Genomic DNA, 25,614 nt, shown 5'->3' on the forward strand with positions numbered 1-25,614 from the left:
AAGTATCGTCTTTCTTTGAAATATCAATTATTAAGCTTACTTATTCACAGCCTTTGCACACGCTTGTTTGGGGAAAATGTGCATTTTGTTTGGGAGTAAAGTTGTGCTTAAAATTTAGGCAGATGTGTTTTTTAATTTTAAATCAGACAGTAATCTGATTTATGCACAAGCTGTCCACGAGATTGAATAGTGAAAATGTGCATGGTGGGGATACATTTCAGACGGCCTTATTTGCTGATTTTCAATAAAGCAGTCAAATCCCCGATAAATTTCGATTCCCGTTTGATGAGGTAAACAATCAACGGAAGATTACCCACGGCAACAATCAAATACAGCAGCGTGATGCTGTCAAACAACATCAGCAAAACTGCGCTCAAAATGGCGGCTGACACCATAAATACGCCGTTGATGATGTTGTTGGCGGCGACGGCGTGGGCGCGGAAGGTTTCGCTGCTGGCGGTTTGCAACCAAGTGTAGAGCGGTACGGAGAAAAAGCCTCCGAAAAAGCCGATGGCCGACATCACGAGCATAATCGGATACGCTTTAGCTTGCGATAAAAACCAAATAATGCCGTTTAATTCGGTAAAGCGTTGGCCTTGGGTCAGCCACACCAGCAATAATCCACAGACCGTTAGCCCCAGAGTGCCGATGGTAACCAAGCCCAAAATCAGGCGCTCGTGGCTGAGTTTGGCGCATAATACCGAGCCGATGGCGATACCGATGGAGAACAGCGCCAACATCAGGTTGAACACATTATCGTTGCCGCCCAAATGGATTTGCGTGAACGTCGGCAGTTGGGTGGTATAAACCGAGCCGACAAACCAAAACCATGAAATACTGATGATGGAAGTGAATACGGGTCGGTCGGCCGCCGCTTCACGAATCAGTGAATTCGTGCCTTTGATGATGTTCCATTCGATTTTTGTGTCCGGCATTTTAGCGGGTACAGACGGCATAAACAGGCTGGTCATCGTGCCGCCGATAGCGACCAATAACACCAAACCGCCAACAATATACGGCGGAACGCCTGCGACTGCGGTGCCCAAAATCTGGCCGAGCAAAATGGCGATAAACGTACCTGATTCAATCAGACTGTTGCCCATAATCAGCTCTTTGTCGTTGAGGTAATCGGGCAAAATGGCGTATTTCAGCGGGCCGAACAAAGTCGATTGCGTACCCATGCAAAACAGGCAGATTAAAAGCAAAGGCGCGGATTGAATATAGAAGCCATATGCCGCTACTGCCATGATGATGATTTCCAACAGCTTGATCCAACGCGCCAAAACGGCTTTGTCGAATTTGTTGCTCAGCTGCCCTGACAGCGCGGAAAACAGGAAATAGGGCAGGATAAACAGCATCGCGCCCAAGTTCAGCATTTGGCTGGACGGCAGAAAGTCGTTTTTGCCCAAACCGTAAAAACTGATCATCACGAATAATGCGGTTTTAAACACATTATCGTTAAACGCGCCTAAAAACTGCGTCCCAAAGAGCGGCGCAAAACGGCGGGTCGTGTGGAAATTCAGATTGTCTTTTTTAAGGCTCATTATTTGGATTCTTTGTCTTCGTCTTTTTCGATCAGTTTTTCAGTGGAGTCGTCGTCCATCAAAATGCGGTGCGCAGGTCCTTCAAGGTCGTCAAACTGTCCGTTTTTACCCGACCACCAGAAAAACCAACCGATGATAAAGGCCAAAATAATGCTGATGGGGACAAGGATAAACATACTTTCCATTACATCGCTCCGGTCAAATCGCTCAGGATAAAGGTTTTGCCGCTGACTGTCAGGTATTCGTTGCGCAACGCACCGATATTTTTATCGTCAAAAAACAATTCGATACGGTCTTTAACCACGCGCCAGTATTGAGGGATATCGGTTTGCTCGAAAGGCGACAATACCGCTGCTTCGGTTGCATCTTCGCTTTGCAGTTTGACTACAAAGCGTCCGCTTTGCGGCGGATTTTGCGATTCATCGTCTGCTAACATAATAAAAAATCCGGCATGTTCGCCGTCTTGAGTGTGGATACTGAAATAATGCATATCGGGAAATCTTCAAAACCGCCGTCATTTTTTCAGACGGCCTAAAATAAAATTCCGTCCATTTTACATCAAATATTAAGTCAAGCAGCCGATTACATTTTTTGTTAGAATACGGCGTTTACTTTGTTAATCTGTTCAGACCGCTACCCACTACGTCCCACAAGGGGTGCAACATAGCCGGAGCAGCAGTAAGGTCCCGACAAAAATGCCGTCTGAAACCTCAAGGAGCATAAAATGACACAAAAATTAATCTTGGTTTTGAACTGCGGCAGCTCTTCCCTCAAAGGTGCCGTATTGGATAACGACAGCGGCGAAGTATTACTGAGCTGCCTGGCAGAAAAACTCAATCTGCCTGATGCCTACATCACCTTCAAATTCAACGGCGAAAAACATAAAGTTGAATTGGCCGCCAAGCCAGACCATACCGGCGCGGTAGAAGCACTGATGGACGAGCTCAAAGCCCACGGCCTCGACACCCGTATCGGTGCGATCGGCCACCGCGTGGTAAGCGGCGGCGAATTGTACAGCGAATCCATTTTGGTTACCGACGAAGTTATCGACGGTATCGAAAAATGTATTCCACTTGCTCCTCTGCACAACCCGGCACACCTTTTGGGCCTGCGCGCTGCACAAACCATTTTCAAAGGCCTGCCGAACGTTGTCGTATTCGACACTGCATTCCATCAAACCATGCCTGAACATGCTTACAAATACGCTGTTCCACATGAATTGTACGAAAAATACGGCTTGCGCCGTTACGGTGCACACGGTACCAGCTACCGCTTCGTTTCTGACGAAACTGCACGCTTCCTCGGCAAAGACAAAAAAGATTTGCGCATGGTTATTGCCCACTTGGGTAACGGCGCATCTATTGCGGCAGTTGCCAACGGCGAATGTAAAGATACCAGCATGGGCCTGACTCCGCTGGAAGGTTTGGTAATGGGTACACGCAGCGGCGATATCGACCCTTCAGTTTTCAGTTTCTTGGCTGAAAACGCCAACATGACCATTTCCCAAATTACCGAAATGCTGAACAAAAAATCCGGCCTGCTCGGTATCTCCGGTTTGTCCAACGACTGCCGTACCATTGAAGAAGAAGCTGCCAAAGGTCATCCGGGCGCCAAACTGGCTCTGGAAATGTTCATCTACCGCTTGGCTAAATACATCGGCAGCATGACAGTAGCGGCAGGCGGTTTGGACGCATTGGTCTTCACCGGCGGTATCGGTGAAAACTCCGACATCATCCGCGAACGCGTATTGGGCTACTTGGGCTTCCTCGGTCTGTACATCGACCAAGAAGCTAACCTGAAAGCCCGCTTCGGTAATGCTGGTGTGATTACCACTGCCGACAGCAAAGCTGTTGCCGTTGTGATTCCTACTAACGAAGAATTGATGATTGCACACGATACAGCCCGTCTGAGCGGCCTGTAATCTCCGTCATTATTGAAAACCTGCCCGCAAGGGTAGGTTTTTTGTTGTGTATAGATGAAAAAAATTTTGAGAATATATTGAAAAAAGCCGGCAAACATTGCGTTTACCGGCTTTTTAATCAGTGTAATATTAAGAACGCTGATAGATAGGTTTAGAACTTATAACTGATGGTAAACAGCAAAGTCCTGCCTCGTGCGTAGTTGTTTAAGACGGAGCGTGTCGTACCGCCATATTTGCCATTGCATAAACCGTTGGCATCGCATTCGACCTCTTCATCATCCCAACCGCCTTTTCTTTCAAATACGCTGAAATAGCGCTGGGTTGCGGCATCGTTTGCGGCATCCAAAGGATCGACATAGCGTTTATTGAACGCATTTTGAATGTCGAAACGAAGGATAAGGTTTTTCTTCGGTTCATAATTGGCATAGAAATCAAAAATCATCGGCTGTCTGTTGATGCTTTCTGTTTTTTTGATCACCCTTCTGCCCATTTGATGTGAAGAGTAGGTATTAGCACCGGTTGTACCGTCAACAAATTCCTCCTCAGTCGTTGCCCGTGTACTTTTGCCGTAATAGCGCATAATGCCGCCGATGGTCAATTTGTTGCCCAACCATCGGGACCCTAATTCAAACCGACCGTAATCTCGGGGCAAGCGGGAAATTTTGCTTAAGCCGTAGCCTTGTTTGATTTGGTCTTCTTTAGAAGAGTTGCGGGGCGATTCGCTGGCATCGCTATAATTGGTCGGCTGGTTGGTTTTTTGATAGGCGTAAGACAGGGTGGTAAAAAAGCGGCCGAAATCATAGTTCATTTCCACTTCCAAACCGTTTTTATGGACAGGTTTGGCATAGTTTCGATGCTGGATGGAGTATTGCAGGCCGGTACTGGTTACCCAGCTGGGTGCTTTATCCAAATCCCACCATTTGCCATAAACATTGTGGATATAGTTGTTTATTCTGCTGCGGTAGGCGACCAGTTTGAAACCCAATACATCGTCCGGCTTGAAAATCCCTTTTTTGAAGGTATTGAAGCCTATTTGGTAAGTATTGGCCTGTTCCGGCTTAAGGGCTGTATTAACGCCCGAGTCGCCGATTTGTGAAAAATACATTTCTTGAATATTCGGCATTCTATGCGTACGCGAATAGCTGATAAACGGCATAAAGTAGTCGTTGACATTGATGTTTAATGCCACCGAATGGTTTACCGCATGCTTTTTACCGGATTTGGTATAAACTGGTTCGTAAAGGTCGCAGCTTGGCGTGCAATGCTGTTTATAAATTTCAGAATCTTCTCCAAATGCTTTTTTAAAGTCTTCTTGGGTATTGAAGTAGTCGGTATATTCGCCCTTGTAGCGGTAGTTGACCATATTGGCGCTGTAATTCAATTGATAAATGCCTTTTTTCAAGGAAGTATCAAAATAGAACGTATTGAATTTTTGCTGGCCTGAAGGTTGCAATATGGTTGATTTTTGAGGAAATATTCCTTTGTCTCCTTTGAAGCGGCCTAAAAAGCTGTACAGGCCGGCATCTTGATCCGGGCCGTCGTAAAACAGGCTCAGCTCTTCCGGAAAGCGGTTTTTACTGTATTGGTTTTTAAAGAAATTGAAACCGACAGTAGTTTTTAAATCTGTTTTTTGGGGAAGTTTGAAAGAAAAGCTGTTGTTGATATCCAAAAGATTGGCCGTATTTTTGGTTTCCAAATAATCAAGCAGTCCCCATCCTGAAAAACGTGAGTTTTTCGGATATTTTTGTTTTCCCAAATTATGGGCGGCCAACACGTTTAAATCGACATAATCGCCAATGTTTAAGTTGTAATTGGCTTGGTAGTTGCGGTTTTCTACTTTGCGGCTGCCGATACGGTTGTTCATGGTACGAAGCTGAAGGTCGAGCTTGTTGTTGTCGTTTTCGTATTCCACTTTGACCAAATGGCTGTTTGAGCGTTGTTGCAGGCTGGTCGGGTCGATTGGAGTCAGATCCCATTGCGGTGCCAAATTCTCTTTCCAGCCTCTTTCCAAGTCATCGACATAATCTCTTTGTAAAACTTCAGGATCGTTATATTTTTTGGAGAAAGGGTAGTCCCAATAGCTTTTACCGACCGCATTGCGCTTGGAAAAGTCGCGAACCCAACGATTTTGCCCTTGGTCGAATTTTAATAAGTTGCGTTCAAAATATTCTTGTTTTTTACGGTCCAAATATTCTTCGCCAAAATTGCCGATACGCTGACCGCCGCCGCCTACTTTATAGTTTTGCTCGACATTACGGTGGCTGTAGCCATATAAAGCGCCAAGGCGCGCACCGCTGTCAAACCATTTTTGTACTGCTCCGGTTGCCATAAAGTTGCTTTTGGTGCTGTTTGTGCCGGTCAATCCTTTGGTTAAGAGGCCGAAGGTATTGTTTCCGTGTACCACATCGTCTACTCGTAAAGTACGGAAATTGGCTGTACCGGATAAGGTATTGATGCCGTTGGCACCCGAGAAACTGCCTTTGGTTACATCCACGCCGGCAATAAAATTGGGATCCAGTGCCGTACCGAATTGGGAGGAGCTGCCACTGCGTCCGGCATCGGCAGAAGTGGAATAGAAGGTTTGGGTGACGCCGTCAACCATCGTATTGACACGTCCCAAACCGCTATCGCCACGGATATTGACCGCCAATACCCCCGATCCCTTGTCTTGTTGGGTGAAAACGCCGGGCATGCTCCGCACGATGGTATCGATGTTTTCGCTGGATTGATAAACGCGTTCACGCGAACTTTTGGCTTGGCCTTCGGTAAAAACTTTTTTCTCTTTGGCAATGTGTTTGCTTTTGACTTGAATTTCATCAAGCTCTTGAGTTGAAACCTCTTCTTCTGCGTGTGCGATATTTGTTATAGCCAGTAAAGATAATGTTAGTAGATTTAATTTGAAATTCGGATTCATGATAGTTACCTCAGAAACGAAGCCGCTACTTTATAACATATTATTAAACTTTACAAATATTTTAATAATGGTTTTTATTTATTAAAAAATAAAGTAAAATTTTGTTTTAGAAGATAATCCACCCGCATATGATTAATCTGGCTGAAAAGATAAAGCAGGTCTGAATTTGAATTTGGGTGGTTGAGAAGAAGGGAGATTTAATTGAATTTAAACAGCTGGAAGAAGAAAATTTGATTGCGCTATGTGAATTGAGCCGTCGGTTTCAAATGAAACCGGTAAAAAACATGAAATGCAAAATATAAAGTCGATATAGAAAGGTTTGAAGGTAGTTGAAGAAAAGGCCGTCTGAAAATGATATTTCAGACGGCCTTTATTGTTTTAAGCCTTATTCCGGACCGCGGAATGTGTCGTGGCAGGATTTACAGGTTGCACCGGTTTCGCCGTAAGCGGCTTTGATTTCTTCCAATTTGCCGGTTTGGGCGGCGGCGTTGAGTTTTTCAACCGCAGCAACGAATTTTTCTTCTTCGGCTTTGAAGGTTGCCGTGTCTGTCCAGATGGCAGGCAGGGCGCGGCCGTTGCCTTGAGGGTCGGATTCAAACAGGGTAAACGGTTTTTTGCTGTTTTCGGCGAAGGTTACGGCGGCTTGTTTGAATTTTTCTACGTCGTAAGGCTCTTCGTCTTTGACCATTTTGCCCATGCGGGTAAACTCGGGCATCATGGATTTGAACGCGGCCGTACGGTCTTCGGAAATCGGGCCTTTAGGCTGGGAAGGCGCGCCGCTGCCGCCGCAGGCGGAAAGTGTAAGCACCACTGTTGCCAAAGCAACAGGGAGAAAACGGGTTTTCATATGGAGTGTGTCCTATTGTAATGATATGATTATCGTTAAATTTAAAATCAGCCAGCCAAACGCTTAGGCCGTCTGATAAGGCGTTATCATACCTTAAACCCAAGTCTGAAACGAGTACAGAAAGGAAACGATATGGCAATTTTGATTACCGGGGCATCGGCAGGATTCGGCGCGGCAATGTGCCGCACTTTTGTTGCGGCAGGCTATCATGTCATTGGCGCGGCAAGGCGCGAAGACAAATTGCAGCAGTTGGCAGAGGAATTGGGCGAGCAGTTTTACCCTTTGGAAATGGATGTTTCTCGTACGGAGTCGATTCAAAACGCTTTGAACAGTCTGCCCGAGTATTTAGCTGAAATTGATTGCCTGATCAACAATGCCGGTTTGGCTTTAGGTCTGGATTCAGCTGATAAAGCCGATTTTGGCGATTGGGAAACCATGATTCAAACCAATATCATCGGCCTGACTTTTCTGACCCGCCAGATTTTGCCGCAAATGGTAGCGCGCAAACAGGGCTACATCATCAATTTGGGTTCGATTGCCGGCAGTTATGCTTATTCAGGCAGTAATGTCTATGGCGCGACCAAGGCTTTTGTGCGCCAATTCAGTATGAACCTGCGCGCCGAATTGGCAGACAAAAACATCCGCATTACCAATATCGAACCGGGCTTGTGCGGGGATACCGAGTTTTCCAACGTCCGTTTCAAAGGTGACGATCAGCGTGCGGCCGAGGTTTATGAGAATGTCGAGTTTATCCAGCCGCAAGATATTGCCGATACCGCTTTATGGCTCTATCAACGTCCTGCGCGGATGAACGTCAATTCCATCGAAATCATGCCGGTTGCCCAGACCTTTGCAGGCATGAAAGTTTACCGTGACGCGCCTGCTCCAGTGAAGGCAGAAACGTTTGAAAAACAAAGTATGTCTTTGTTTGGAAAAATTAAATCTTGGTTTAAGTAATCGGCATCAGGCCGTCTGAACATTTCAGACGGCCTCTTTGTTATCTGAAATTGAACAAACACGTTATAATGTAATTTTTTATTAACAAGGCCGTCTGAAAGGCTGTTTCAGTTATGAACGCAATCAAACAAAAAATCTTAGAACAAGCGCAGCGCGATGGTGTGCAGGTAACCGCTTTGCGCGAGCAAGTGCTTGATATTGTTTTGAAACAAAGCGGCGTGATTAAAGCCTACAACGTTCTGTCGCAGATGCAGCAGCAAAGCGAGGGCGTGGTTGCGCCGCCGACGGCCTACCGCGCCCTTGATTTTTGGGCGGAGCAGGGCGTTTTGCACAAAGTGGCGGCGGTCAACGGCTATATTCTGTGTAGCCACGCGCAGCACGAATGCGACGACCATTGCCATGACCACGAAGAAGCCGAAGCGCACCACAGCGCGTTTATTTTGGTTTGTACCGAATGCGGTACGGCAGATGAGCAGACCTTGAGCCAAGAATGGGCGGCATTGCGTGCAGGCGTGGCCGAAACCGGTTTCTCATTAAAAGAAGAACATGTTGTTTTAACAGGAATTTGTAAAAAATGTCAGAAGTAAAAAAGACTAAAGTCCACCTGATTTCAGGCTTCCTCGGAACAGGCAAAACCACCGCACTCAAAAGTCTGATGGCGCAAAAAGATCCGAATGAAAAATGGGTCATCATCGTCAACGAATTTGGCGAAATCGGCATTGACGGCGCTGTCTTGAGCGACAACGGCATTCCCGTCGCAGAAATCGCCGGCGGCTGTTTGTGCTGTACTGCCGGCGCACAAATGGGTACGACCGTACAAAAAATGCTGCGCGATGCCCAACCCGACCGCTTGATGATTGAAGCCAGCGGCCTGGCGCACGCCGCCAGTGTTATCGACGAATTGAAAGCCAAGCCGCTCGACAGCATGTTGGAAATCGGCGCTGTTTTTACCGTTGTCGATCCACGCCAATTCATTAATCCCGATTACGCTCAACAAGCCTTGTATAAAGACCAAATTGGCATTTGCGACGTATTGGTCGCCAGCAAAACAGACTTGTGCACGCCCGAGCAGCTGGCCGAGTTTCACGATAAAGCGGCCAAGCTGTTCCCGCCTAAAGCCAAAGTGGTTGAAGTTCAAAATGCGCAACTCGACATCCAATGGCTTGATATTCCCGTGGTCGAAAAATCGCGCTACCGTCTCAAAGCCCTGCCGGACAACACCATGGGCTTCCAGTCCCAAGGTTTCACTTTCCCTTCCGGGCGTGATTTCGACGGCGAAAAGCTGACCGATTTCTTCAACGACCTGCCTAAATTTACAGACGGCCTCGTGCGCGCCAAAGGCGTGTTCCAAGTGCTCGGTACATGGGTATGGCTCAACTGGGTGGACGGTCAATGGGGCGCAAACCAAGTTTCGTGGCGCCGTGACTCGCGCTTTGAGCTGATTGCCAAATCGTTTGACGCGGATTTAATTGAGAAGAAATTGCAGGAGGCCTTAGAGAAGTAAATAATCGGCCAAACGCTTATTAATCCGTTACTATATGCTGTCTGAGGTCAGTGGTTTCAGACGGCCTTCAAATCAAAAAATAGAGGAACACTTTATCATGTGGCGTTATATCTTTCATCGTTTGCTCCTTTTGATTCCCACGTTGTTGGGGATTTTGGCGATTACCTTCGCCGTCATTCAGTTTGTTCCCGGCGGTCCGGTGGAACAGATGGTTCAGCAGCTGACGCAGGGCGCAGTTGGCGGCGAAACAGCAGGACGCAGTATGCCTGGAACTTTGGCTAAAAACGGCAACCGCATCAGTGCGGAAGATTTGGCTGCTCTGAATGCTTTATACGGTTTCGACAAGCCGCCTGTGACGCGTTTTGTCGATATGGTATGGAAATTCGCCCGTTTTGATTTGGGCGAGAGCTTTTTCCACCACCAAACCGTATTTGAGTTGGTAAAAGAGAAAATGCCGGTATCGATGAGTTTGGGTTTGTGGACATTCTTCCTAACTTATTTGATATGTATTCCGTTGGGTATTGCCAAGGCGGTCAGGGATGGCAGCCGGTTTGATACGGTTACGGGTATGATCATTTTGGTCGGCTATACCGTACCGCCGTTTGTCTTGGGCTTGGTGTTGCTGGTGTTGTTTGGCGGTGGCAGCTTTTTTGCCTGGTTCCCACAGGGCGGCTTGGTCGGCGATGATTTCGATACACTCTCTTGGGCAGGTAAAGTCAAAGATTATTTGTGGCATATGGCCTTGCCGATTACCGCTTCGGTAGCAGGCAACTTGGCGGTAATGACCGTATTGACGAAAAACGTATTCCTTGAAGAAATTCGCCGTCAATATGTTTATACCGCGCGAGCCAAGGGCTTGCCTGAGAAACAGATTCTGTGGAAACATATTTTCCGAAATGCCATGATTCCTCTGATTACCGGTTTCCCAGCCGCATTTATCGGCGCATTCTTTACCGGAAGCCTGTTGATTGAAACGTTGTTCTCGCTGGACGGGTTGGGTTTGCTGTCTTACGAGGCAGTGATGAAACGTGATTATCCTGTCGTAATGGGTACGCTGTATGTGTTCACACTGATGGGGTTGTTGGCTAAATTGGTGTCAGATATTTCGTATTCGTGGGTCGATCCGCGCATTCACTTTGGCGGACAGAAATAAGGCCGTCTGAAAATGTCTTCAATCCATTATTAAAGAATGTTTCAAACCATGAAAAAGAAAAAATCTACTTCAAACCCTACTTGGCAAGCCTTTAAACAGCATAAGCGCGGTTGGTTGGCTTTGCGGATTTTGGCCGTTTTGTTTGTCGTCACTTTGCTTGCACCTTTGTGGAGCAACGACAAACCTTTGTGGATACGTTATCAGGGCGAGTATTTCTTCCCCTTGGTAAACGAATACAACGAAGCCACATTTGGCGGCGATTTCGATACGCCGGCGGATTATCTGGATCCGCTTATCCGCCACAACATTACTTCAGACGGCAATTTTGCCTTTTACCTGCCCAATCCTTACGATGCCGATACCTTGAACGATTTTGATACGGTACCCGATCCGGCCAAACCATCCGAACGGCATATCTTGGGAACGGACGACCGCGGCCGCGACCTGTTGGCGCGCTTGGTTTACGGTTTCCGTGATTCGCTGTTGTTTGCCTTGGTGTTGACCGTGGTGACTACCGTGATTGGCGTGATTGCAGGCGCGGTGCAGGGTTATTTCGGCGGTAAAACCGACCTTCTGATGCAGCGTTTTATCGAGGTTTGGGGCGGTATGCCGGAGCTGTACCTCTTGATTATCCTGTCTTCGTTCTTTAATCCGGGACTGTTGATTTTGCTGGTGTTGCTGTCGCTTTTCGGCTGGATGGGCTTGTCCGACTATGTCCGCGCCGAGTTTTTGAAAAACCGTCAGGCCGATTATGTTTTGGCGGCGCGCGCGATGGGTGTGGGCAACCGTGAAATCATGTGGCGCCATATCCTGCCCAACAGCTTGACGCCGGTATTGGCCTTCCTGCCTTTCCGTATTTCTGGCGCCGTACTTGCCCTGACCAGTTTGGACTTCTTGGGCTTGGGCGTACCTGCCTCACAGGCAAGTTTGGGTGAGTTGCTGGCGCAAGGCAAAGACAACTTGGACGCGTGGTGGATCGGCCTGTCTGCCGTTGCCACGTTGACGGTAATGCTGCTTTTGTTGGTCATGATCGGCGAAGGTTTGCGTCAGGCATTTGACGTACGCGCACGCAGTTAATTGCTTTTCTAAAGCGTGAAGAGGGTGGGCGGAAAGGCTTATCCTGCATTCTCAAGGCCGTCTGAAAAGTTTCAGACGGCCTCATCCATTCGTTTGAATCATTAAAAACCATGAATCAAGAAATCACATTTCTTACTCTTTTTCTACTCGGCTTTTTTGGCGGAACGCATTGCGTCGGCATGTGCGGCGGATTAAGCAGCGCATTCGCTTTGCAACTGCCGCCACATTTAAACCGAATCGGGCTGATTGTATTGTTGAACTTGGGGCGCATCAGCAGCTATGTCGTCATTGGCCTATTGGTCGGTTTGGTCGGGCAGGTCGGCATTTCCTTGGACGATACGCGCGCGGTTCAAAACGGTTTGTATATTGCCGCCAATGTTTTGCTGCTTTTACTTGGGCTGTATCTTGCCGGTATTTCGACTGCCGCGACCAAAATCGAAGGCATCGGTAAACCGATATGGAAGCGCCTGAATCCTTTGCTGAACAAATTGCTGCCGATTAAATCGGTGCCTGCCTGTTTCGGCGTGGGCGTGCTTTGGGGCTGGCTGCCTTGCGGTTTGGTGTACAGCGCGTCTTTGTATGCCTTGGGCAGCGGCAATGCTTTGCATGGCGGGCTGTATATGCTGGCGTTTGCATTGGGGACCTTGCCGAACCTGCTTGCGATGGGCATATTTGCAGCGCAGTTGAAAACCTTTCTGCAAAAACGCATGGTTCGTTTGTGCGCTGGATTATTGGTGGCAGGATGGGCGATATGGCGCTTGGCCGTATTTGCAATGGGGCAAATAGGGTAAGGTAAAAAGGTTTTATTTAATTTGTTGCTTTGCAATCAAAAAGGCCGTCTGAAAGATTTTCAGACGGCCTTTTTCACAAGAAAGATTAATGTATTAAATTCCAAGCCATCTTGGCGGCAATCAGCAACAGCATAATGCCGAAGGCGATTTTGAGTTTTCGGGCGGGCAGCTTGTGCGCCGTTTTTACGCCGAGCGGAGCAAAGAGGATGGTGGCAACGCTCAATATGGCCACGGCCGGAAGATAGATAAAGCCTGCCGCGCCTTTAGGCAGGTTGGCAATATGCAAACCGTTGGCAAAATAGCCGATAGTGCCGGCAATTGCAATCGGCCATGCCAGACCTGAAGATGTGCCGATGGCGCGATGCGCCGGAAAGTTGCAATACAGCAGAAATGGAACGGATAGCGAACCGCCGCCGATACCGACCCAGCTCGAAGCCGCCCCAAAAAGCGTGCCGACAGCTGTCAGGCCGGGGAGGGCGGGCAGGGTGCGTGAAGGTGTGGGTTTGGAATCGCGTAGGGTTTTGAGTGCGATAAAGGCAAGAAATGCAATAAAGAAAACCTGCAAAGCCAGCGTCGGCACATATTTTGCCGATACCGCGCCGAGGAGTACGCCAAGTATCATGCCCGGCGTCATTCGGCGGACGGTAGCCCAATCGATGGCGTGTTTTTTATGCTGGGCATACATGCTGGAGAAGGTGGTAAACACCATGACGGCAAAGGAAGTGCCGATGGCAAGATGCTGGGCATAGGGGTGGCCGCCTATGCCTTGCAGTTGCAACGCCCATAAGACAACGGGGACAATCAGCGTGCCACCGCCTACGCCGAATAGTCCGGCAATAAAGCCCGCTGCACTACCGACGGCGAGCAGGGAAAGGATGATGTCCCAAGACCACATTTCAGACGGCCTTGTCGTGTTTGTGTGTTTTATGGCGTTTTTTAAACCAACGGATGACTGCCATCACATAACCGGACAGGCTGTAACCGAGGAAAAACAGGAAGAGGACGAGTGAAGGCTTCCAGTTGATGAGCAGCAATACCAACACGGCCAACACCATGCCCATAAACGGTACTTGGCGGCGGATGTTGATTTCTTTGAAGCTCCAAAACGGAATCTGCACAATCATGGAAATACCGGCAAACAGGGTGATACCCAATGCCCACCAATGCACGTTGGGGAAGCGTTCGACGCTGTGGTTGACCCAAATCAGGCCGACAATCAACGCAGCGGCGGTCGGGCTTGGAACGCCGATAAACCAGCGTTTGTCGACTTTGCCGATAAGCGTATTGAACAGCGCCAAACGCAGGGCGGCGCAGGCGCAGTAGATAAAGGCGACGGAATAGCCGATTTTGCCAAACTGCCAAAGTTGCCATTTGTAGGCAATCAGGGCAGGCGCCACGCCGAAACTGACCATATCGGCAAGGCTGTCGAGCTGTTCGCCGAACGCGCTTTGGCTGTTGGTCAGCCGCGCAACGCGTCCGTCCATGCCGTCGAGCAGCATGGAAAGGAAAACTGCAATCGCCGCCGTTTCATAACGTCCGTGCATGGACTGGGTAATGGCGAAGAAGGCGCAAAACAGTGCGGCGATGGTAAAGGAATTGGGCAGCAGGTAAATGCTGTTTTTGCGGATGGAGTTGCGTGGAGGAATCGGATTTTCTGTATTTTGTGAGTTGTCCATAATGTTTCCGTATATGCTGCGGGTGCAGATAAGGCATTATACCGCATTGGCAGGTTAAGGATTTTTAACAGGCAGACATAGTTTCACTTCAATCGCATAAAGTTTCAGACGGCCTTTATTTTGTCAGTCAAACAACTCGCCCTGCGCCTGCTCTTTGGTCACGCGTACGTCGGTTTCGCCGTCGGCAAAAGTGATGTGCAGTTTCTGTCCTTGTTTCAATATATCGGCATTGCGGATGACTTGTCCGCGTGTGTTTTTGACGACCGAAAAGCCGCGCTCCAGAATATGCTGCGGCGATATGGCTTCGAGCAATGCGGCTTGGGCGGTCAGGCTTTGACGGCGGTGGGCAAGCCGCTGGTGGAAGGAATGCGACAAGGTCGTCTGAAAGCGGTCGATATTGTTTTTGTAAACGGAAACATCAGGACGGCAATGTTTTAGGGTTTGGGTTTGGCGTTCAAAACGGGCGGTATGGGCGCGGAGGTTTTGCGTCATCGAATAAGACAGCGTTTGCGCCAGTTTGTTGATTGAAGCGCGTTGCTCGTCAAGTTTTTGGCGCGGATGACGGATTTGCCGTGCGAGCCAGTCAAGTTTTTGGCTGGCATCGAAATAGCGTTGTTCCAAAACGGTTTTCAGACGGCCTTGCGCTTGGGCTAGACGATGTAGCGATTCTTGGCGGTTGGGGCTGACCAATTCCGCCGCACCGGTCGGTGTCGGTGCGCGTACGTCGGCAACGAAATCGGCGAGTGTGAAATCGGTTTCGTGGCCTACGCCGCTGACGACGGGAATCGCGCAGGTTTCGATGGCGCGCACAACCGGCTCTTCATTAAACGCCCACAAGTCTTCAATGCTGCCGCCGCCACGGCAGACAATCAGCACGTCACATTCGGCGCGTTGCGAAGCGGTTTTAATCGCTTGGGCAATTTGCAACTCGCTGCCTGTGCCTTGTACGGGCGTCGGATAAACGATAACAGGGATTTCGGGCGCGCGGCGGTTTAAGGTGGTCACAACATCGCGCAAAGCCGCCGCCGCCAGACTGGTGACGATGCCGATACATTGCGGACGGGCAGGTAAAGGTTTCTTGCGTTCCGCCGCAAACGCGCCTTCCGCCTGTAACTGCGCCTTCAATCGCTCATAGGCTTCGTAAAGCTGCCCCAAGCCTTTGAGCCGTACTTCGTTTACGGTAATCTGAAATTCGCCCCGCGCTTCGTAAATACTGATTTTCCCTGATACTTCGATATGGTCGCCTTCTTTCAAAGGCTTCGCCAAGCGCATGGCCGCACCCTTAAACATGGCGCAACGCACCTGCGCGCGGCTGTCTTTGAGCGAGAAATAATAATGTCCGCTGGCGGCACGGATCAGGTTGGACACTTCGCCCGCAATCCACAAACCGGCAAGATGGTCTTCCAGCAAGGCTTTGGCGAGGGCGTTAAGTTCGGATACGGAAATGGAGGAGGGCGCGAAGAGTTCGGACATTGCGAAACGGGAAAAATTTGGGAAAGTTGAATTATAAGGGTTTTAGAGCGATTCGTTGTATTCGTTTTTATGAAACTTTCGCCCTTTGTTTTAATATTATCAAAGCCGCATGTTCAGGCAGCCTTGTCTGGGCGGGCTTGTGTTATATTATCGTTTGATTTTCGCTTCAAAAGCCGTGCGTATGCCCAAACTCCACCAAATTATCGAACGCCATTGGCAATCCCCCAATCCGTTTTTGTCTTTTCTGTTAAAACCATTGTCCAAGCTGTTTGCCAAAATTGCTGCGAAACGGCGCGATGATTTTGTTTCAGGCCGTCTGAAAAGCGAAAAATTGCCAGTGCCTGTGGTGATGGTCGGCAATATCCATGCAGGTGGGACAGGGAAAACGCCGATAGTCGCCGCGCTGGTGTCGGGTTTGCAGGAAAAGGGCGTTAAGGTCGGCATCATCAGCCGAGGTTACGGGCGCAAGAGCAAGGCGGTTCATGTATTGAATACAGCCAGCAGTGCGGCAGATGCAGGCGACGAGCCTTTATTGCTGTTTCGCCAAACCAGTGCGCCGACGGCGGTAGGCAGCAGCCGTGCAGAAGCAGGCAGGGCATTGCTTGCGGCGTATCCGGAGCTTGAATTGATTGTGGCCGACGACGGCTTGCAACATTATGCCTTGCAACGCGATATGGAAATTGCCGTCTTCCCGGCGGCAGATACAGGACGCACCAATTTGGATTTACTGCCCAACGGCAGCTTGCGCGAACCTTTGTCTCGATTGGCTTCCGTTGATGCGGTTGTCGTCAGCGGGGGGCAAGCAGATACGGCATTTAGGCCGTCTGAAAATATGTTTGCCAGCCATATTGAAACAGGGCAGATTTACCGTTTGAACAGGCCGTCTGAAAAATTGGATTTGGCGGGTTTGGGAAATCAAACCGTCGCCGCCGTTGCCGGTATTGCCAAGCCGGAGCGTTTTTTCAATACGTTGCAAAGCATGAATATTGCTTTAAAACAAACCGTTGCCTTGCCTGATCATGCAGATATTACGGCGGCGGATTTGCCGGACGCAGATGTGGTGATTATCACGGAAAAGGATGCGGTCAAATTTTCAGACGATCAGGGCCTGAATCATGTGTGGGTCTTGCCTGTTTATGCGATAATTGAGCCGGACTTGGCGGCGTTCGTATCCGCGAATGTTTCAATCTAAATGCTTATAGATGTTTCACAGATGTTTTAAAGATGATCTTCAAACTACGCGATAGGAGTAAATCATGAAGTTAAAATATTTGTTGGTTGCTTGCGCAGCTTTATTTGCATCCACTCAAAGCTTAGCTGCTAAACCAAGTGATGAATCTGCAATAAAATGGTTGGAGATTCAAGGGATAAGCAGTAATTATAGCGAGAAAGTACAACGTTCTTTGGAGATGGTAAATAAAGAGGACAATGAGCGCTTGTTAACGATGACGCCCAAAGCTCAAAAAGCGCAGATGAAGGCGGTCATCAGCCGTTATATGAAAAACATGCAAGACGATTTGAGCCGCCCTGAGTTGAAAAAACAATGGTTGGATGAAGAAAAGCGTGCCGTACAGAAAGTATTTACACAAGAAGAAGTCGATGTACTCAACAGCTTCTTCTCTTCCCCTCGGGGCAAGGGTATTTTGAAAAAAATCAATCATCTCAGACAGCATGGCGGAGATATTGACAATGTGCTGAGCCAAGCAGACGTGGATAGCATAGTAAAAGTATTTGAGCATGGGGCCGGTAAGTCTGCATTTGAAAAGATAGAACGTTTCGACAAATTGAATGATGAGATTGTTGAAAAGACAATGAGCAACAACTATATCAACGCAAGCAGGAAATATACACCTGCTTTTGAGGAGCAAACACATGGTATTTTATGCAAAGGCAACAAACATTTGCCGAATTGTGCCAAATAATTTTCCGACTATCTGAAAATATTTTTTTATTGAAAAGGAGAAAAAAATGAAACTGAAAACCTTATTATTGCCCTTCGCCACGCTGGCCTTGTGTGCCAATGCGTTTGCCGCGCCGCCCAGTGATGCGTCGCTGGAGCGTTGGTTGGATACACAGAATTTTGACCGGGAATTAGAAAAAAATATGATTGACGGTTTCAATGTTGGATTTAAACCGTATGCAGATAAAGCCCTTGCCAAAGTACCGGAAGCGAAAAAAGAGCAAATAGCAAAAGCTATTGATCGTTATCGCGAAAATGTTTTGAGAGATTTAATGACGCCCGAAGTGAAACAGACTATCCGCAATAATTTATTAAAGAATGCCAAATTAACATACACTCAAGAAGAAGTTGACGGCATGATTGCCTTTAATAGTTCACCTGTCGGGCAGGCTGTTGTTGTTAAGACTCCTCTTATGCGCAATCAAGCTATGAACGAACTAATGACTTTTGGATTGGCATTAACAGAGAAAGCTGCACAGCGTCATATGCCTGAATTTGCGAAAGAGGTGCAAGGTATCATGTGCGGCGGCAAAAAACCTGATGCAAGCTGTAATTAAGCCAAATAGGTTGGGAAAAGCATAAGAAATAAATTATAGTCGTCTGAAAAATATTTCAGACGACCTCCAATTTATCAAACCCGAAAGTACCCCATGGAAAAAAAATTCTTAGACATCCTTGTTTGTCCTGTGACCAAAGGCAAACTCGAATACCATCAAGACAAACAGGAATTGTGGAGCCGTCAGGCGAAGTTGGCTTATCCGATTCGTGACGGCATCCCTTATATGTTGGAAAACGAAGCACGAGCGTTGAGCGAAGAGGAACTGAAAGCATGACCGAATTTGTCGTATTGATTCCGGCGCGGTTGGATTCTTCACGTCTGCCGGGTAAGGCTTTGGCCGATATTCACGGTAAACCGATGGTTGTACGCGTCGCCGAACAGGCGGCAAAAAGCGAGGCTGCGCGTGTTGTCGTTGCCACCGACCATCCCGATATTCAGACGGCCTGTCAGGCGCATGGCATCGAAGTGGTCATGACTTCCAATCAACACGAAAGCGGTACAACGCGCCTTGCCGAAGCGGCCAATACGCTGAAACTGCCGCAACATCTGATTGTCGTGAACGTACAAGGCGATGAGCCTTTAATCGACCCAGAGCTCATCAACCGTACGGCTGAAGTTTTGGTTGAAAATAATGTGCAAATGGCAACCGCCGCTCATGAATTGCACGATTTTGACGAGTTTATGAATCCCAATGTCGTCAAAGTCATCCTTGATAAAAACCGCAACGCCATCTATTTCAGCCGCGCCCCGATTCCTTATCCGCGCGACGCCATGCGCGCCGAAAAACGCGAATTACCTTCTGAAACAGCCGTTTTGCGCCATATCGGCATTTATGCCTATCGTGCAGGCTTCCTGCAACGCTATTCGGAAATGGATGTTTCTCCTTTGGAAACCATCGAATCGCTGGAACAGTTGCGCGTCCTGTGGCACGGTTATCCGATTGCTGTTGAAATCACCCAAGAAGCGCCTGCTGCCGGTGTGGATACGCAGGAAGATTTGGACAGAGTGCGTGTTGCGTTTAAATCTTAAGGCCGTCTGAAAGGAAAAGACATGAATGATTTCCGCCATTTGAGCCGTGAAGAACAAAAATTGCTTGCCGACGTGGCGAAGCTGGTAAGAGAAGATGAGCAAGAATTCAACTATGATATGCTGAAAATAGAAGCGCCGGAGCAGGCCAGCGGCGAGTTCTGGTTCCGCATGGCAGAAATGCTCAGCACTTTGCCGCCCAACCAGTCATTGGACTTGCGTATGAACGGCGGGCGCTTGACTGTTGCCGTATCGATTTTGTCGGTATTGCTGCAAGACAATCCCGATATTCCTCAGCTTTGGGCACAAAAAATCATTGCGCTCAACTATTTGGCTCATGGCCATCAAACCCGTGCAATCGGTTTGGCGCAGCAGCCTGACAAAGCGGCCGAAGCCAATGAGGAAGAATATTTGGCGAAAGCCTTATCGCAAAACTTGCTTTCCACTTTGAAAGACGCGATAGAGCGATTCCCTGAAGACGCATGGTTTATCGGAATGCGCGACGATGCATGGAAGCATTTCGGCCCGAAAGAGGCCGTCTGAAGTTTTGAACGATAAACACAAGCCGTGTAAAATTATCTGAACATTAAATCCGTCAACCAAAAGGACTCATCATGAAAGTATTATTGTTGGGCGCACCAGGCGCCGGCAAAGGCACACAGGCTCAATTCATCACTGCTGCATTCGGCATTCCTCAAATCTCTACCGGCGACATGCTCCGCGCAGCCATCAAAGCAGGCACTCCGTTGGGTTTGGAAGCAAAAAAAATCATTGATGAAGGCGGTTTGGTGCGCGACGACATCATTATCGGCATGGTTAAAGAGCGTATTGCCCAAGACGACTGCAAAAACGGTTTCCTGTTTGACGGTTTCCCACGTACATTGGCACAAGCCGAAGCCATGGTTGAAGCTGGTGTGGATTTGGATGCCGTGGTTGAAATCGATGTACCTGACAGCGTGATTGTCGACCGCATGAGCGGCCGCCGCGTGCATTTGGCCTCCGGCCGTACTTACCACGTTACCTACAATCCGCCTAAAGTCGAAGGCAAAGACGACGTAACCGGCGAAGATTTGATTCAACGCGACGACGACAAAGAAGAAACCGTGAAAAAACGCCTTGCCGTTTACCACGAGCAAACCGAAGTTTTGGTTGATTTTTACAGCAAACTGGAAGGCGAACACGCGCCGAAATACATCAAAGTTGACGGCACCCAAGCAGTAGAAGCCGTGAAAGCCGAAGTATTGAAAGGTTTGGGCAAATAAGTTTTGCCAAAGTAAAATCATGAGGCCGTCTGAAAAAATATTTTCAGACGGCCTTTTGTGTACAAAAGCTGTTAAAATCGAAGCTATAACCGTTTATCCGCAGGTATCTTATGAATCCCTTGATCTCCGACTTCCAAACTCAGCAACAACGTACTCCCGTCATCGTCGCCCTCGATTTTGCCAACGAAAAAGATACGCTCGGATTTGTCCGCAATCTTGACCCGACACTGTGTCAAATCAAAATCGGTAAAGAGCTGTTCACCGCAACCGGCCGCAATTTGGCAGAAAGCTTAATCAATCAAGGTTTCAAACTTTTCCTCGATTTGAAATACCACGATATTCCCCACACAGTTGCTCAGGCCTGTAAAGTTGCCGCCGATATGGGCGTGTGGATGGTCGATATGCACGCATCGGGCGGTCGCCGCATGATGGAAGCAGCAGCAGAAGCCGTTGCCGGATATCAAACCAAGCCGCTTTTGATCGGCGTAACCGTGTTGACCAGCATGGAACAAAGCGACTTGGCAGAAATCGGTTTGAACATCGCCCCTGAAGAACAAGTCATCCGCTTGGCGAAACTGGCGCAAAGTTCGGGCTTGGACGGCGTAGTATGTTCCGCTCAAGAAGCCGTACCATTGCGCCGCGAATTGGGACAGGATTTTGTCTTGGTCACACCGGGCATCCGCTTAGATGTTGCAGGCAATAATGATGACCAGCGCCGTATTATGACGCCGGCCGAAGCCTTGGCTGCCGGTTCAACCTATTTGGTAATGGGCCGTCCGGTAACTAAAGCTGCCGATCCGGTAGCTGTATTGCGCGAAGTGAACCGCGTGGCAAACGCTTAAGGCCGTCTGAAGTATGAAGGCGATTGTGATTGGCGCGACAGGCGCAACAGGAAAATCCTTGTTGCCTTTACTTGCAACCAGTTCAGAGGTTGAGTCCATCGACTGTTTTGGTCGCAGACATCCTGATTTTACTCACCAAAAGCTAAATAGCCATCAGATTGATTTTTCTAAGCCTGATGATTGGCGTGAAAAAGTGCAGGGCGATGTATTGTTTGCCTGCTTGGGAACTACCTTGAAAGCGGCTGGCAGTAAAGAAGCGCAATGGGCAATTGATTATGAGGCAAATCTTGAATTTGCCAAAGCCGCACGAGAAAACGGCGTCAATACTTTGGTTTTGATTTCCGCTTCCGGTGCAAATTCTGCTTCGAGCCTGTTTTATCAACGGATGAAGGGCGAATTGGAGCAAGCAATTATCGCTTTGAATTTTCCGCACCTTATTATTTTCCGCCCGCCATTGCTGATTCGTCCGAACAGCGACCGCTTGGGCGAAAAAATAGCAGAACGGATTTCTCGCGTACTCAACCGCATCGGCATGCTGAAAAACCAACGTCCGCTTGCTGTCGAAAAATTGGCGCAAGCCATGCTGAAAGCAGCGTTGTTGTCATCTCATGAACAGGCGTCGTACTCGAAAAACCATATGCAGGTATATGAGCCTCAAGATATTTTTAGGCTGTTAGATCAATAAACTGATAACAAGCCTTACACAGAGATTTTAATGGAGCCAGTATGGTAACCAAGTTCCAACAAGAAACCCTAAAATCACGTTTTGCACAAGCCAAAGTCCTTGTCGTCGGCGATGTGATGCTCGACCGCTATTGGTTTGGCGATGTGTCCCGTATTTCTCCTGAAGCCCCAGTGCCGGTGGCGAAAATCGCCCGTATCGACCAACGAGCGGGTGGGGCGGCGAACGTTGCGCGCAATATCGCCTCATTGGGCGGTAAAGTAGGGCTGTTGTCCGTGACCGGCGATGATGAAGCTGCAGATGCGTTGGACGCATTGATGATGCAAGACGGCGTTTCTTCCTATCTGATGCGCGATAAGCAAATTGCGACTACTGTCAAATTGCGTGTCGTTGCCCGCAACCAGCAGCTTATCCGACTTGACTTTGAAGAATTGCCTCATCGTGAGGTGTTGGAACAAATCAAACATCAATATCGAGAAGTGTTGCCTGAATACGATGCCATTATTTTTTCAGACTACGGCAAGGGCGGTTTGTCGCATATTTCCGATATGATCGATTGGGCGAAGCAGGCCGGTAAACCCGTTTTAATCGACCCGAAAGGCGATGATTACGAGAAATATGCCGGCGCTACGCTGATTACGCCGAATCGTGCAGAATTGAAAGAAGTGGTGGGCAGCTGGAAAAACGAAAATGATTTGACTGAAAAAGCCCAAAACCTGCGCCGTCATCTTGATTTGACCGCGATTTTGCTGACCCGAAGTGAAGAGGGTATGACCCTGTTCAATGAGGGTGAGCCGATTTATCAGCCTACACGGGCCCAAGAAGTCTATGATGTATCGGGTGCAGGCGATACTGTTATTGCCGGAGTGGGTTTGGGTTTGGCCGCTGGTTATACCATGCCTGAAGCGATGCACCTTGCTAATACGGCAGCGGGCGTTGTCGTGGCAAAACTTGGTACGGCGGTTTGCTCGTTTGCCGAATTGACCAAGGCATTGGAAGAGCAATAATTGCTGTTTCAGACGGCCTTAAAATCTAAAGGCCGTCTGAAAATAGAGTTGGAAAATAATCCAGACAGACAAGTTTTTATTTTCAGACGGCATGATTACTTCAAGGCCGTCTGAAAAATCAAAATAAAGGAAACTCATTATGACCATTATCGTAACAGGCGCGGCCGGCTTTATCGGCAGCAACATCGTTAAAGCACTTAACCAGCGCGGTATTACCGACATTGTTGCCGTCGATAATTTGAGCAAAGGCGAAAAATTTAAAAACCTTGCCGAGTGTGAAATTGCCCATTATCTCGATAAACACGAATTTATCCGCCAAGTGCGCGGCCATCTTCTGCCTTACGACGATATCGAAGCCGTTTTTCATCAAGGCGCATGTTCCGATACCATGAATCATGATGGTCTTTACATGATGGACAACAACTACCAGTACACGCTCGATCTCTTGGACTGGTGTCAGGATGAACGCATTCCGTTCCTTTATGCCTCCAGCGCTGCTGTATATGGTAAGGGCGAAATCTTCCGCGAAGAGCGCGAACTGGAAAAACCGCTCAATGTGTATGGCTACTCTAAATTCTTGTTTGACCAAGTATTGCGCCGCCGAATGGAAGAAGGTTTGACCGCCCGAGTCGTCGGCTTCCGCTACTTCAATGTTTACGGACAACAGGAACAACACAAAGGCCGTATGGCATCGGTTGCCTTCCATCATTTCCACCAATACCGCGAGCATGGTTATGTTAATCTGTTTGGCGCTAATGACGGCTACGGTAATGGCGAGCAAACACGCGATTTTGTCAGCGTAGAAGACGTTGCCAAAGTTAACCTTTACTTCTTCGATCATCCCGAGCTTTCAGGCATCTTCAATCTCGGTACAGGTCGTAGCCAACAGTTTAACGATCTTGCCGCTGCCACCGTCAACGCCTGCCGTGCAGCCGAAGGCAAGCCTGAAATGAGTTTGAAAGAGTTGGTTGAAGAAGAACTTATTCGTTATATCCCATTCCCAGATGCGCTTAAAGGCAAATATCAGAGCTTTACTCAAGCGGATATCACCAAGCTGCGCGAAGCCGGGTATAAAGAAGAATTCTTGGATGTAAAACAAGGCGTCAGCCGTTACGTTAAATGGATGCTGGAAAACTTGGTTTAATCCTTCTTGGCTTAAATGAAGAAAGGCCGTCTGAAAAAGGATTTTCAGACGGCCTCATCATTTTGGGAGGCTTTAAAATTATAAATTTGCCTTTATTCGATAAGAATGGAAATAGCGTTTTTTACAACAAAGGTTTCAAAAAGGCTTAGTAGGGTAGCAGTGGATCTGCTGGAGTATTTGTAAAAGCTGTTGAGATATTATAGGTGTGAATAGATGAAATGAGACGATGCTATAACCAGTAAAATAAAAATGACTGGAAGTTTTTTAGTCTATTTATATTTAGGGACTGTACTAGATTATCCATCTGTACTTTTTCTTTAATTTTCAGTGTATTATAATCATATTTCAAGGGTAGCATATCTGCTAATCTAGTAAAGCCCCTAAAATTAATACGAATGGTAAGCAGCAGGGACGCACTCAAGCTGAATATAATGAAATAACACATTTTAAGATAAGGAGTCATTGATATGAAACAGATAGTTGTCCCTTTAAGTGTTGAAGCCATGAAAAAATTAGATTACGATCAAGCTGATGATAATGAACTATATGTATTTAAACTTTCAGAACAAGAGGTTAATTTGTTATTTGAGAAAAATTTCTTCGATAAAATAAATGAGATAATAGATACATATATAGATGATTATGAGGATGAAAAAATAATTGATTTAAGAAAATTAATTATTCTAAAAAATTTTTTACAAGATAATTCCCATCAGGCATTGACAGATATCCCTCTTAGAATATATCAAAATATTTTATTTTTAACTCAGCTGGCTATTTCCAAACAGACAGGTTTATTTTTCTTTTTTTAAATAACAAGCGCATTTGGAAATGCAAACCATAGCCCATATAAAACTTAAACTCAACAAGTAGCATGTGTGCAGAACGCACGCATGCGGTTCTCAAGGTTTGAGCCAAAAGGTCGTCTGAAACAACAAATACCTTTCTTTTAATAAGTTGCCACAGCAATCAGACAAAAGCAGCCTATCTCCACATCCATATAGGCAACATAGGGGAGATATTTTGTAAATTCTACAAATATTTTACCTGCTAAACAGGGTAGGATATGGTATGAAGCGAACATTAGCTTAATAAACACTATGTCAAGATCGAATCAGGCTGGTACTAGATTGTTGTATTCCAATGATGGATTGCTATATAACAACTGATCGTTATATCTCTGCAACACAAATTGGAACTTGTAAATAGGAGTATAACTTATGCAATTAGAGATTATCGGCAGTAAAATTTATACTGAACAAGATTTTCATAATC

At 47.5% G+C, this 25,614-nt stretch carries 27 protein-coding genes; 19 read left to right on the plus strand and 8 right to left on the minus strand.

Features of this window, described 5'->3' with window-relative positions; genetic code table 11:
• Window positions 1-227: 227 nt before the first annotated feature.
• From HMPREF3139_RS07855 to HMPREF3139_RS07865, 3 genes are read right to left on the minus strand one after another with little or no spacing between them, the layout of a single operon-like run.
• Complete coding sequence (locus HMPREF3139_RS07855) at window positions 228-1,544, minus strand: MFS transporter (RefSeq protein WP_070461477.1); 1,317 nt, start codon at window positions 1,542-1,544, stop codon at window positions 228-230.
• Window positions 1,544-1,729, minus strand: a complete 186-nt coding sequence (ccoS, locus tag HMPREF3139_RS07860; RefSeq protein WP_070461478.1) for a cbb3-type cytochrome oxidase assembly protein CcoS — start codon at window positions 1,727-1,729, stop codon at window positions 1,544-1,546. Before ccoS ends, HMPREF3139_RS07855 begins: the two co-directional genes overlap by 1 nt.
• Window positions 1,729-2,034 (minus strand): HLGFF motif protein, encoded by a 306-nt coding sequence (locus HMPREF3139_RS07865; RefSeq protein ID WP_070461479.1) that lies wholly within the window; start codon window positions 2,032-2,034, stop codon window positions 1,729-1,731. The genes ccoS and HMPREF3139_RS07865 overlap by 1 nt, the downstream gene beginning before the upstream one ends.
• Before the next feature lie 234 nt (window positions 2,035-2,268).
• Here HMPREF3139_RS07865 and HMPREF3139_RS07870 point away from each other — a divergent pair, with 234 nt between their 5' ends.
• A complete protein-coding gene (locus HMPREF3139_RS07870) occupies window positions 2,269-3,465 on the plus strand; it encodes an acetate kinase (protein WP_070461480.1) in 1,197 nt (398 codons plus the stop codon).
• 151 nt (window positions 3,466-3,616) lie between these two features.
• Here HMPREF3139_RS07870 and HMPREF3139_RS07875 read toward each other — a convergent pair whose 3' ends face one another.
• Together HMPREF3139_RS07875 and HMPREF3139_RS07880 are read right to left on the minus strand one after the other, a co-directional pair.
• Window positions 3,617-6,379, minus strand: coding sequence for a TonB-dependent receptor domain-containing protein (locus HMPREF3139_RS07875; RefSeq protein WP_070461481.1), 2,763 nt, complete (start codon window positions 6,377-6,379; stop codon window positions 3,617-3,619).
• Between the two features lie 385 nt (window positions 6,380-6,764).
• A complete protein-coding gene (locus tag HMPREF3139_RS07880; RefSeq protein ID WP_070461482.1) occupies window positions 6,765-7,226 on the minus strand; it encodes a c-type cytochrome in 462 nt (153 codons plus the stop codon).
• Between the two features lie 132 nt (window positions 7,227-7,358).
• Between HMPREF3139_RS07880 and HMPREF3139_RS07885 the strand changes: the two genes are divergently transcribed.
• The 6 genes from HMPREF3139_RS07885 to HMPREF3139_RS07910 all read left to right on the plus strand — a co-directional run bounded on the left by HMPREF3139_RS07885 (window position 7,359) and on the right by HMPREF3139_RS07910 (window position 12,708).
• Window positions 7,359-8,183: an SDR family oxidoreductase gene (locus tag HMPREF3139_RS07885; protein ID WP_070461483.1), complete on the plus strand. Its 825-nt coding sequence runs from the start codon at window positions 7,359-7,361 to the stop codon at window positions 8,181-8,183.
• A gap of 113 nt (window positions 8,184-8,296) precedes the next feature.
• Window positions 8,297-8,770, plus strand: a complete 474-nt coding sequence (locus HMPREF3139_RS07890) for a Fur family transcriptional regulator (RefSeq protein WP_049351198.1) — start codon at window positions 8,297-8,299, stop codon at window positions 8,768-8,770.
• Window positions 8,758-9,687 carry a CobW family GTP-binding protein gene (locus tag HMPREF3139_RS07895; protein WP_070461484.1) on the plus strand — a complete coding sequence of 310 codons (930 nt, stop codon included), beginning with the start codon at window positions 8,758-8,760 and terminating at the stop codon, window positions 9,685-9,687. Before HMPREF3139_RS07890 ends, HMPREF3139_RS07895 begins: the two co-directional genes overlap by 13 nt.
• Before the next feature lie 97 nt (window positions 9,688-9,784).
• The gene (locus tag HMPREF3139_RS07900) at window positions 9,785-10,840 is read left to right on the plus strand and encodes an ABC transporter permease subunit (RefSeq protein WP_070461485.1); all 1,056 of its coding nucleotides are present in this window, start codon (window positions 9,785-9,787) and stop codon (window positions 10,838-10,840) included.
• Window positions 10,841-10,876: 36 nt separating this feature from the next.
• Complete coding sequence (locus HMPREF3139_RS07905; protein WP_070461486.1) at window positions 10,877-11,917, plus strand: ABC transporter permease; 1,041 nt, start codon at window positions 10,877-10,879, stop codon at window positions 11,915-11,917.
• A gap of 110 nt (window positions 11,918-12,027) precedes the next feature.
• Window positions 12,028-12,708, plus strand: a complete 681-nt coding sequence (locus HMPREF3139_RS07910) for a sulfite exporter TauE/SafE family protein (protein ID WP_003680951.1) — start codon at window positions 12,028-12,030, stop codon at window positions 12,706-12,708.
• Between the two features lie 85 nt (window positions 12,709-12,793).
• Here HMPREF3139_RS07910 and HMPREF3139_RS07915 read toward each other — a convergent pair whose 3' ends face one another.
• From HMPREF3139_RS07915 to xseA, 3 genes are all read right to left on the minus strand, one after another.
• Complete coding sequence (locus HMPREF3139_RS07915; protein ID WP_070461487.1) at window positions 12,794-13,603, minus strand: sulfite exporter TauE/SafE family protein; 810 nt, start codon at window positions 13,601-13,603, stop codon at window positions 12,794-12,796.
• A 1-nt stretch (window position 13,604) separates the two neighbouring features.
• Window positions 13,605-14,384, minus strand: coding sequence for a CDP-diacylglycerol--serine O-phosphatidyltransferase (pssA, locus tag HMPREF3139_RS07920; RefSeq protein ID WP_070461488.1), 780 nt, complete (start codon window positions 14,382-14,384; stop codon window positions 13,605-13,607).
• A gap of 123 nt (window positions 14,385-14,507) precedes the next feature.
• Window positions 14,508-15,857 carry an exodeoxyribonuclease VII large subunit gene (xseA, locus tag HMPREF3139_RS07925; RefSeq protein WP_070461489.1) on the minus strand — a complete coding sequence of 450 codons (1,350 nt, stop codon included), beginning with the start codon at window positions 15,855-15,857 and terminating at the stop codon, window positions 14,508-14,510.
• Between the two features lie 181 nt (window positions 15,858-16,038).
• On the opposite strand from xseA, the gene lpxK reads away from it, so the two are divergent.
• From lpxK to HMPREF3139_RS07990, 12 genes are all read left to right on the plus strand, one after another.
• Window positions 16,039-17,049 (plus strand): tetraacyldisaccharide 4'-kinase, encoded by a 1,011-nt coding sequence (gene lpxK, locus HMPREF3139_RS07930; protein WP_070461490.1) that lies wholly within the window; start codon window positions 16,039-16,041, stop codon window positions 17,047-17,049.
• A gap of 64 nt (window positions 17,050-17,113) precedes the next feature.
• On the plus strand, window positions 17,114-17,779 hold the full coding sequence (locus HMPREF3139_RS07935) for a DUF2059 domain-containing protein (RefSeq protein WP_070461491.1): 666 nt from the start codon (window positions 17,114-17,116) through the stop codon (window positions 17,777-17,779).
• 46 nt (window positions 17,780-17,825) lie between these two features.
• Window positions 17,826-18,374 carry a DUF2059 domain-containing protein gene (locus HMPREF3139_RS07940; RefSeq protein WP_070461492.1) on the plus strand — a complete coding sequence of 183 codons (549 nt, stop codon included), beginning with the start codon at window positions 17,826-17,828 and terminating at the stop codon, window positions 18,372-18,374.
• 93 nt (window positions 18,375-18,467) lie between these two features.
• Window positions 18,468-18,650, plus strand: coding sequence for a Trm112 family protein (locus HMPREF3139_RS07945; protein WP_003679524.1), 183 nt, complete (start codon window positions 18,468-18,470; stop codon window positions 18,648-18,650).
• A complete protein-coding gene (gene kdsB / locus HMPREF3139_RS07950) occupies window positions 18,647-19,405 on the plus strand; it encodes a 3-deoxy-manno-octulosonate cytidylyltransferase (protein ID WP_070461493.1) in 759 nt (252 codons plus the stop codon). The genes HMPREF3139_RS07945 and kdsB overlap by 4 nt, the downstream gene beginning before the upstream one ends.
• Window positions 19,406-19,426: 21 nt before the next feature.
• Window positions 19,427-19,945 carry a 3-deoxy-manno-octulosonate cytidylyltransferase gene (locus HMPREF3139_RS07955; RefSeq protein WP_070461494.1) on the plus strand — a complete coding sequence of 173 codons (519 nt, stop codon included), beginning with the start codon at window positions 19,427-19,429 and terminating at the stop codon, window positions 19,943-19,945.
• Between the two features lie 71 nt (window positions 19,946-20,016).
• On the plus strand, window positions 20,017-20,664 hold the full coding sequence (gene adk / locus HMPREF3139_RS07960; protein ID WP_003746105.1) for an adenylate kinase: 648 nt from the start codon (window positions 20,017-20,019) through the stop codon (window positions 20,662-20,664).
• 110 nt (window positions 20,665-20,774) lie between these two features.
• On the plus strand, window positions 20,775-21,506 hold the full coding sequence (pyrF, locus tag HMPREF3139_RS07965; protein WP_070461495.1) for an orotidine-5'-phosphate decarboxylase: 732 nt from the start codon (window positions 20,775-20,777) through the stop codon (window positions 21,504-21,506).
• A 13-nt stretch (window positions 21,507-21,519) separates the two neighbouring features.
• Window positions 21,520-22,191: an NAD(P)H-binding protein gene (locus HMPREF3139_RS07970; RefSeq protein ID WP_070461496.1), complete on the plus strand. Its 672-nt coding sequence runs from the start codon at window positions 21,520-21,522 to the stop codon at window positions 22,189-22,191.
• A gap of 41 nt (window positions 22,192-22,232) precedes the next feature.
• Entirely contained in the window at window positions 22,233-23,195 is a 963-nt protein-coding gene (gene rfaE1, locus HMPREF3139_RS07975) for a D-glycero-beta-D-manno-heptose-7-phosphate kinase (RefSeq protein WP_070461497.1), read from the plus strand.
• A gap of 139 nt (window positions 23,196-23,334) precedes the next feature.
• Window positions 23,335-24,339 (plus strand): ADP-glyceromanno-heptose 6-epimerase, encoded by a 1,005-nt coding sequence (rfaD, locus tag HMPREF3139_RS07980; protein ID WP_070461498.1) that lies wholly within the window; start codon window positions 23,335-23,337, stop codon window positions 24,337-24,339.
• A gap of 467 nt (window positions 24,340-24,806) precedes the next feature.
• A complete protein-coding gene (locus tag HMPREF3139_RS07990; RefSeq protein WP_070461500.1) occupies window positions 24,807-25,151 on the plus strand; it encodes a hypothetical protein in 345 nt (114 codons plus the stop codon).
• Window positions 25,152-25,614 lie beyond the last annotated feature (463 nt).

It is taken from the genome of Neisseria sp. HMSC15G01 (assembly GCF_001808255.1).
Lineage (GTDB): Bacteria > Pseudomonadota > Gammaproteobacteria > Burkholderiales > Neisseriaceae > Neisseria > Neisseria subflava_A.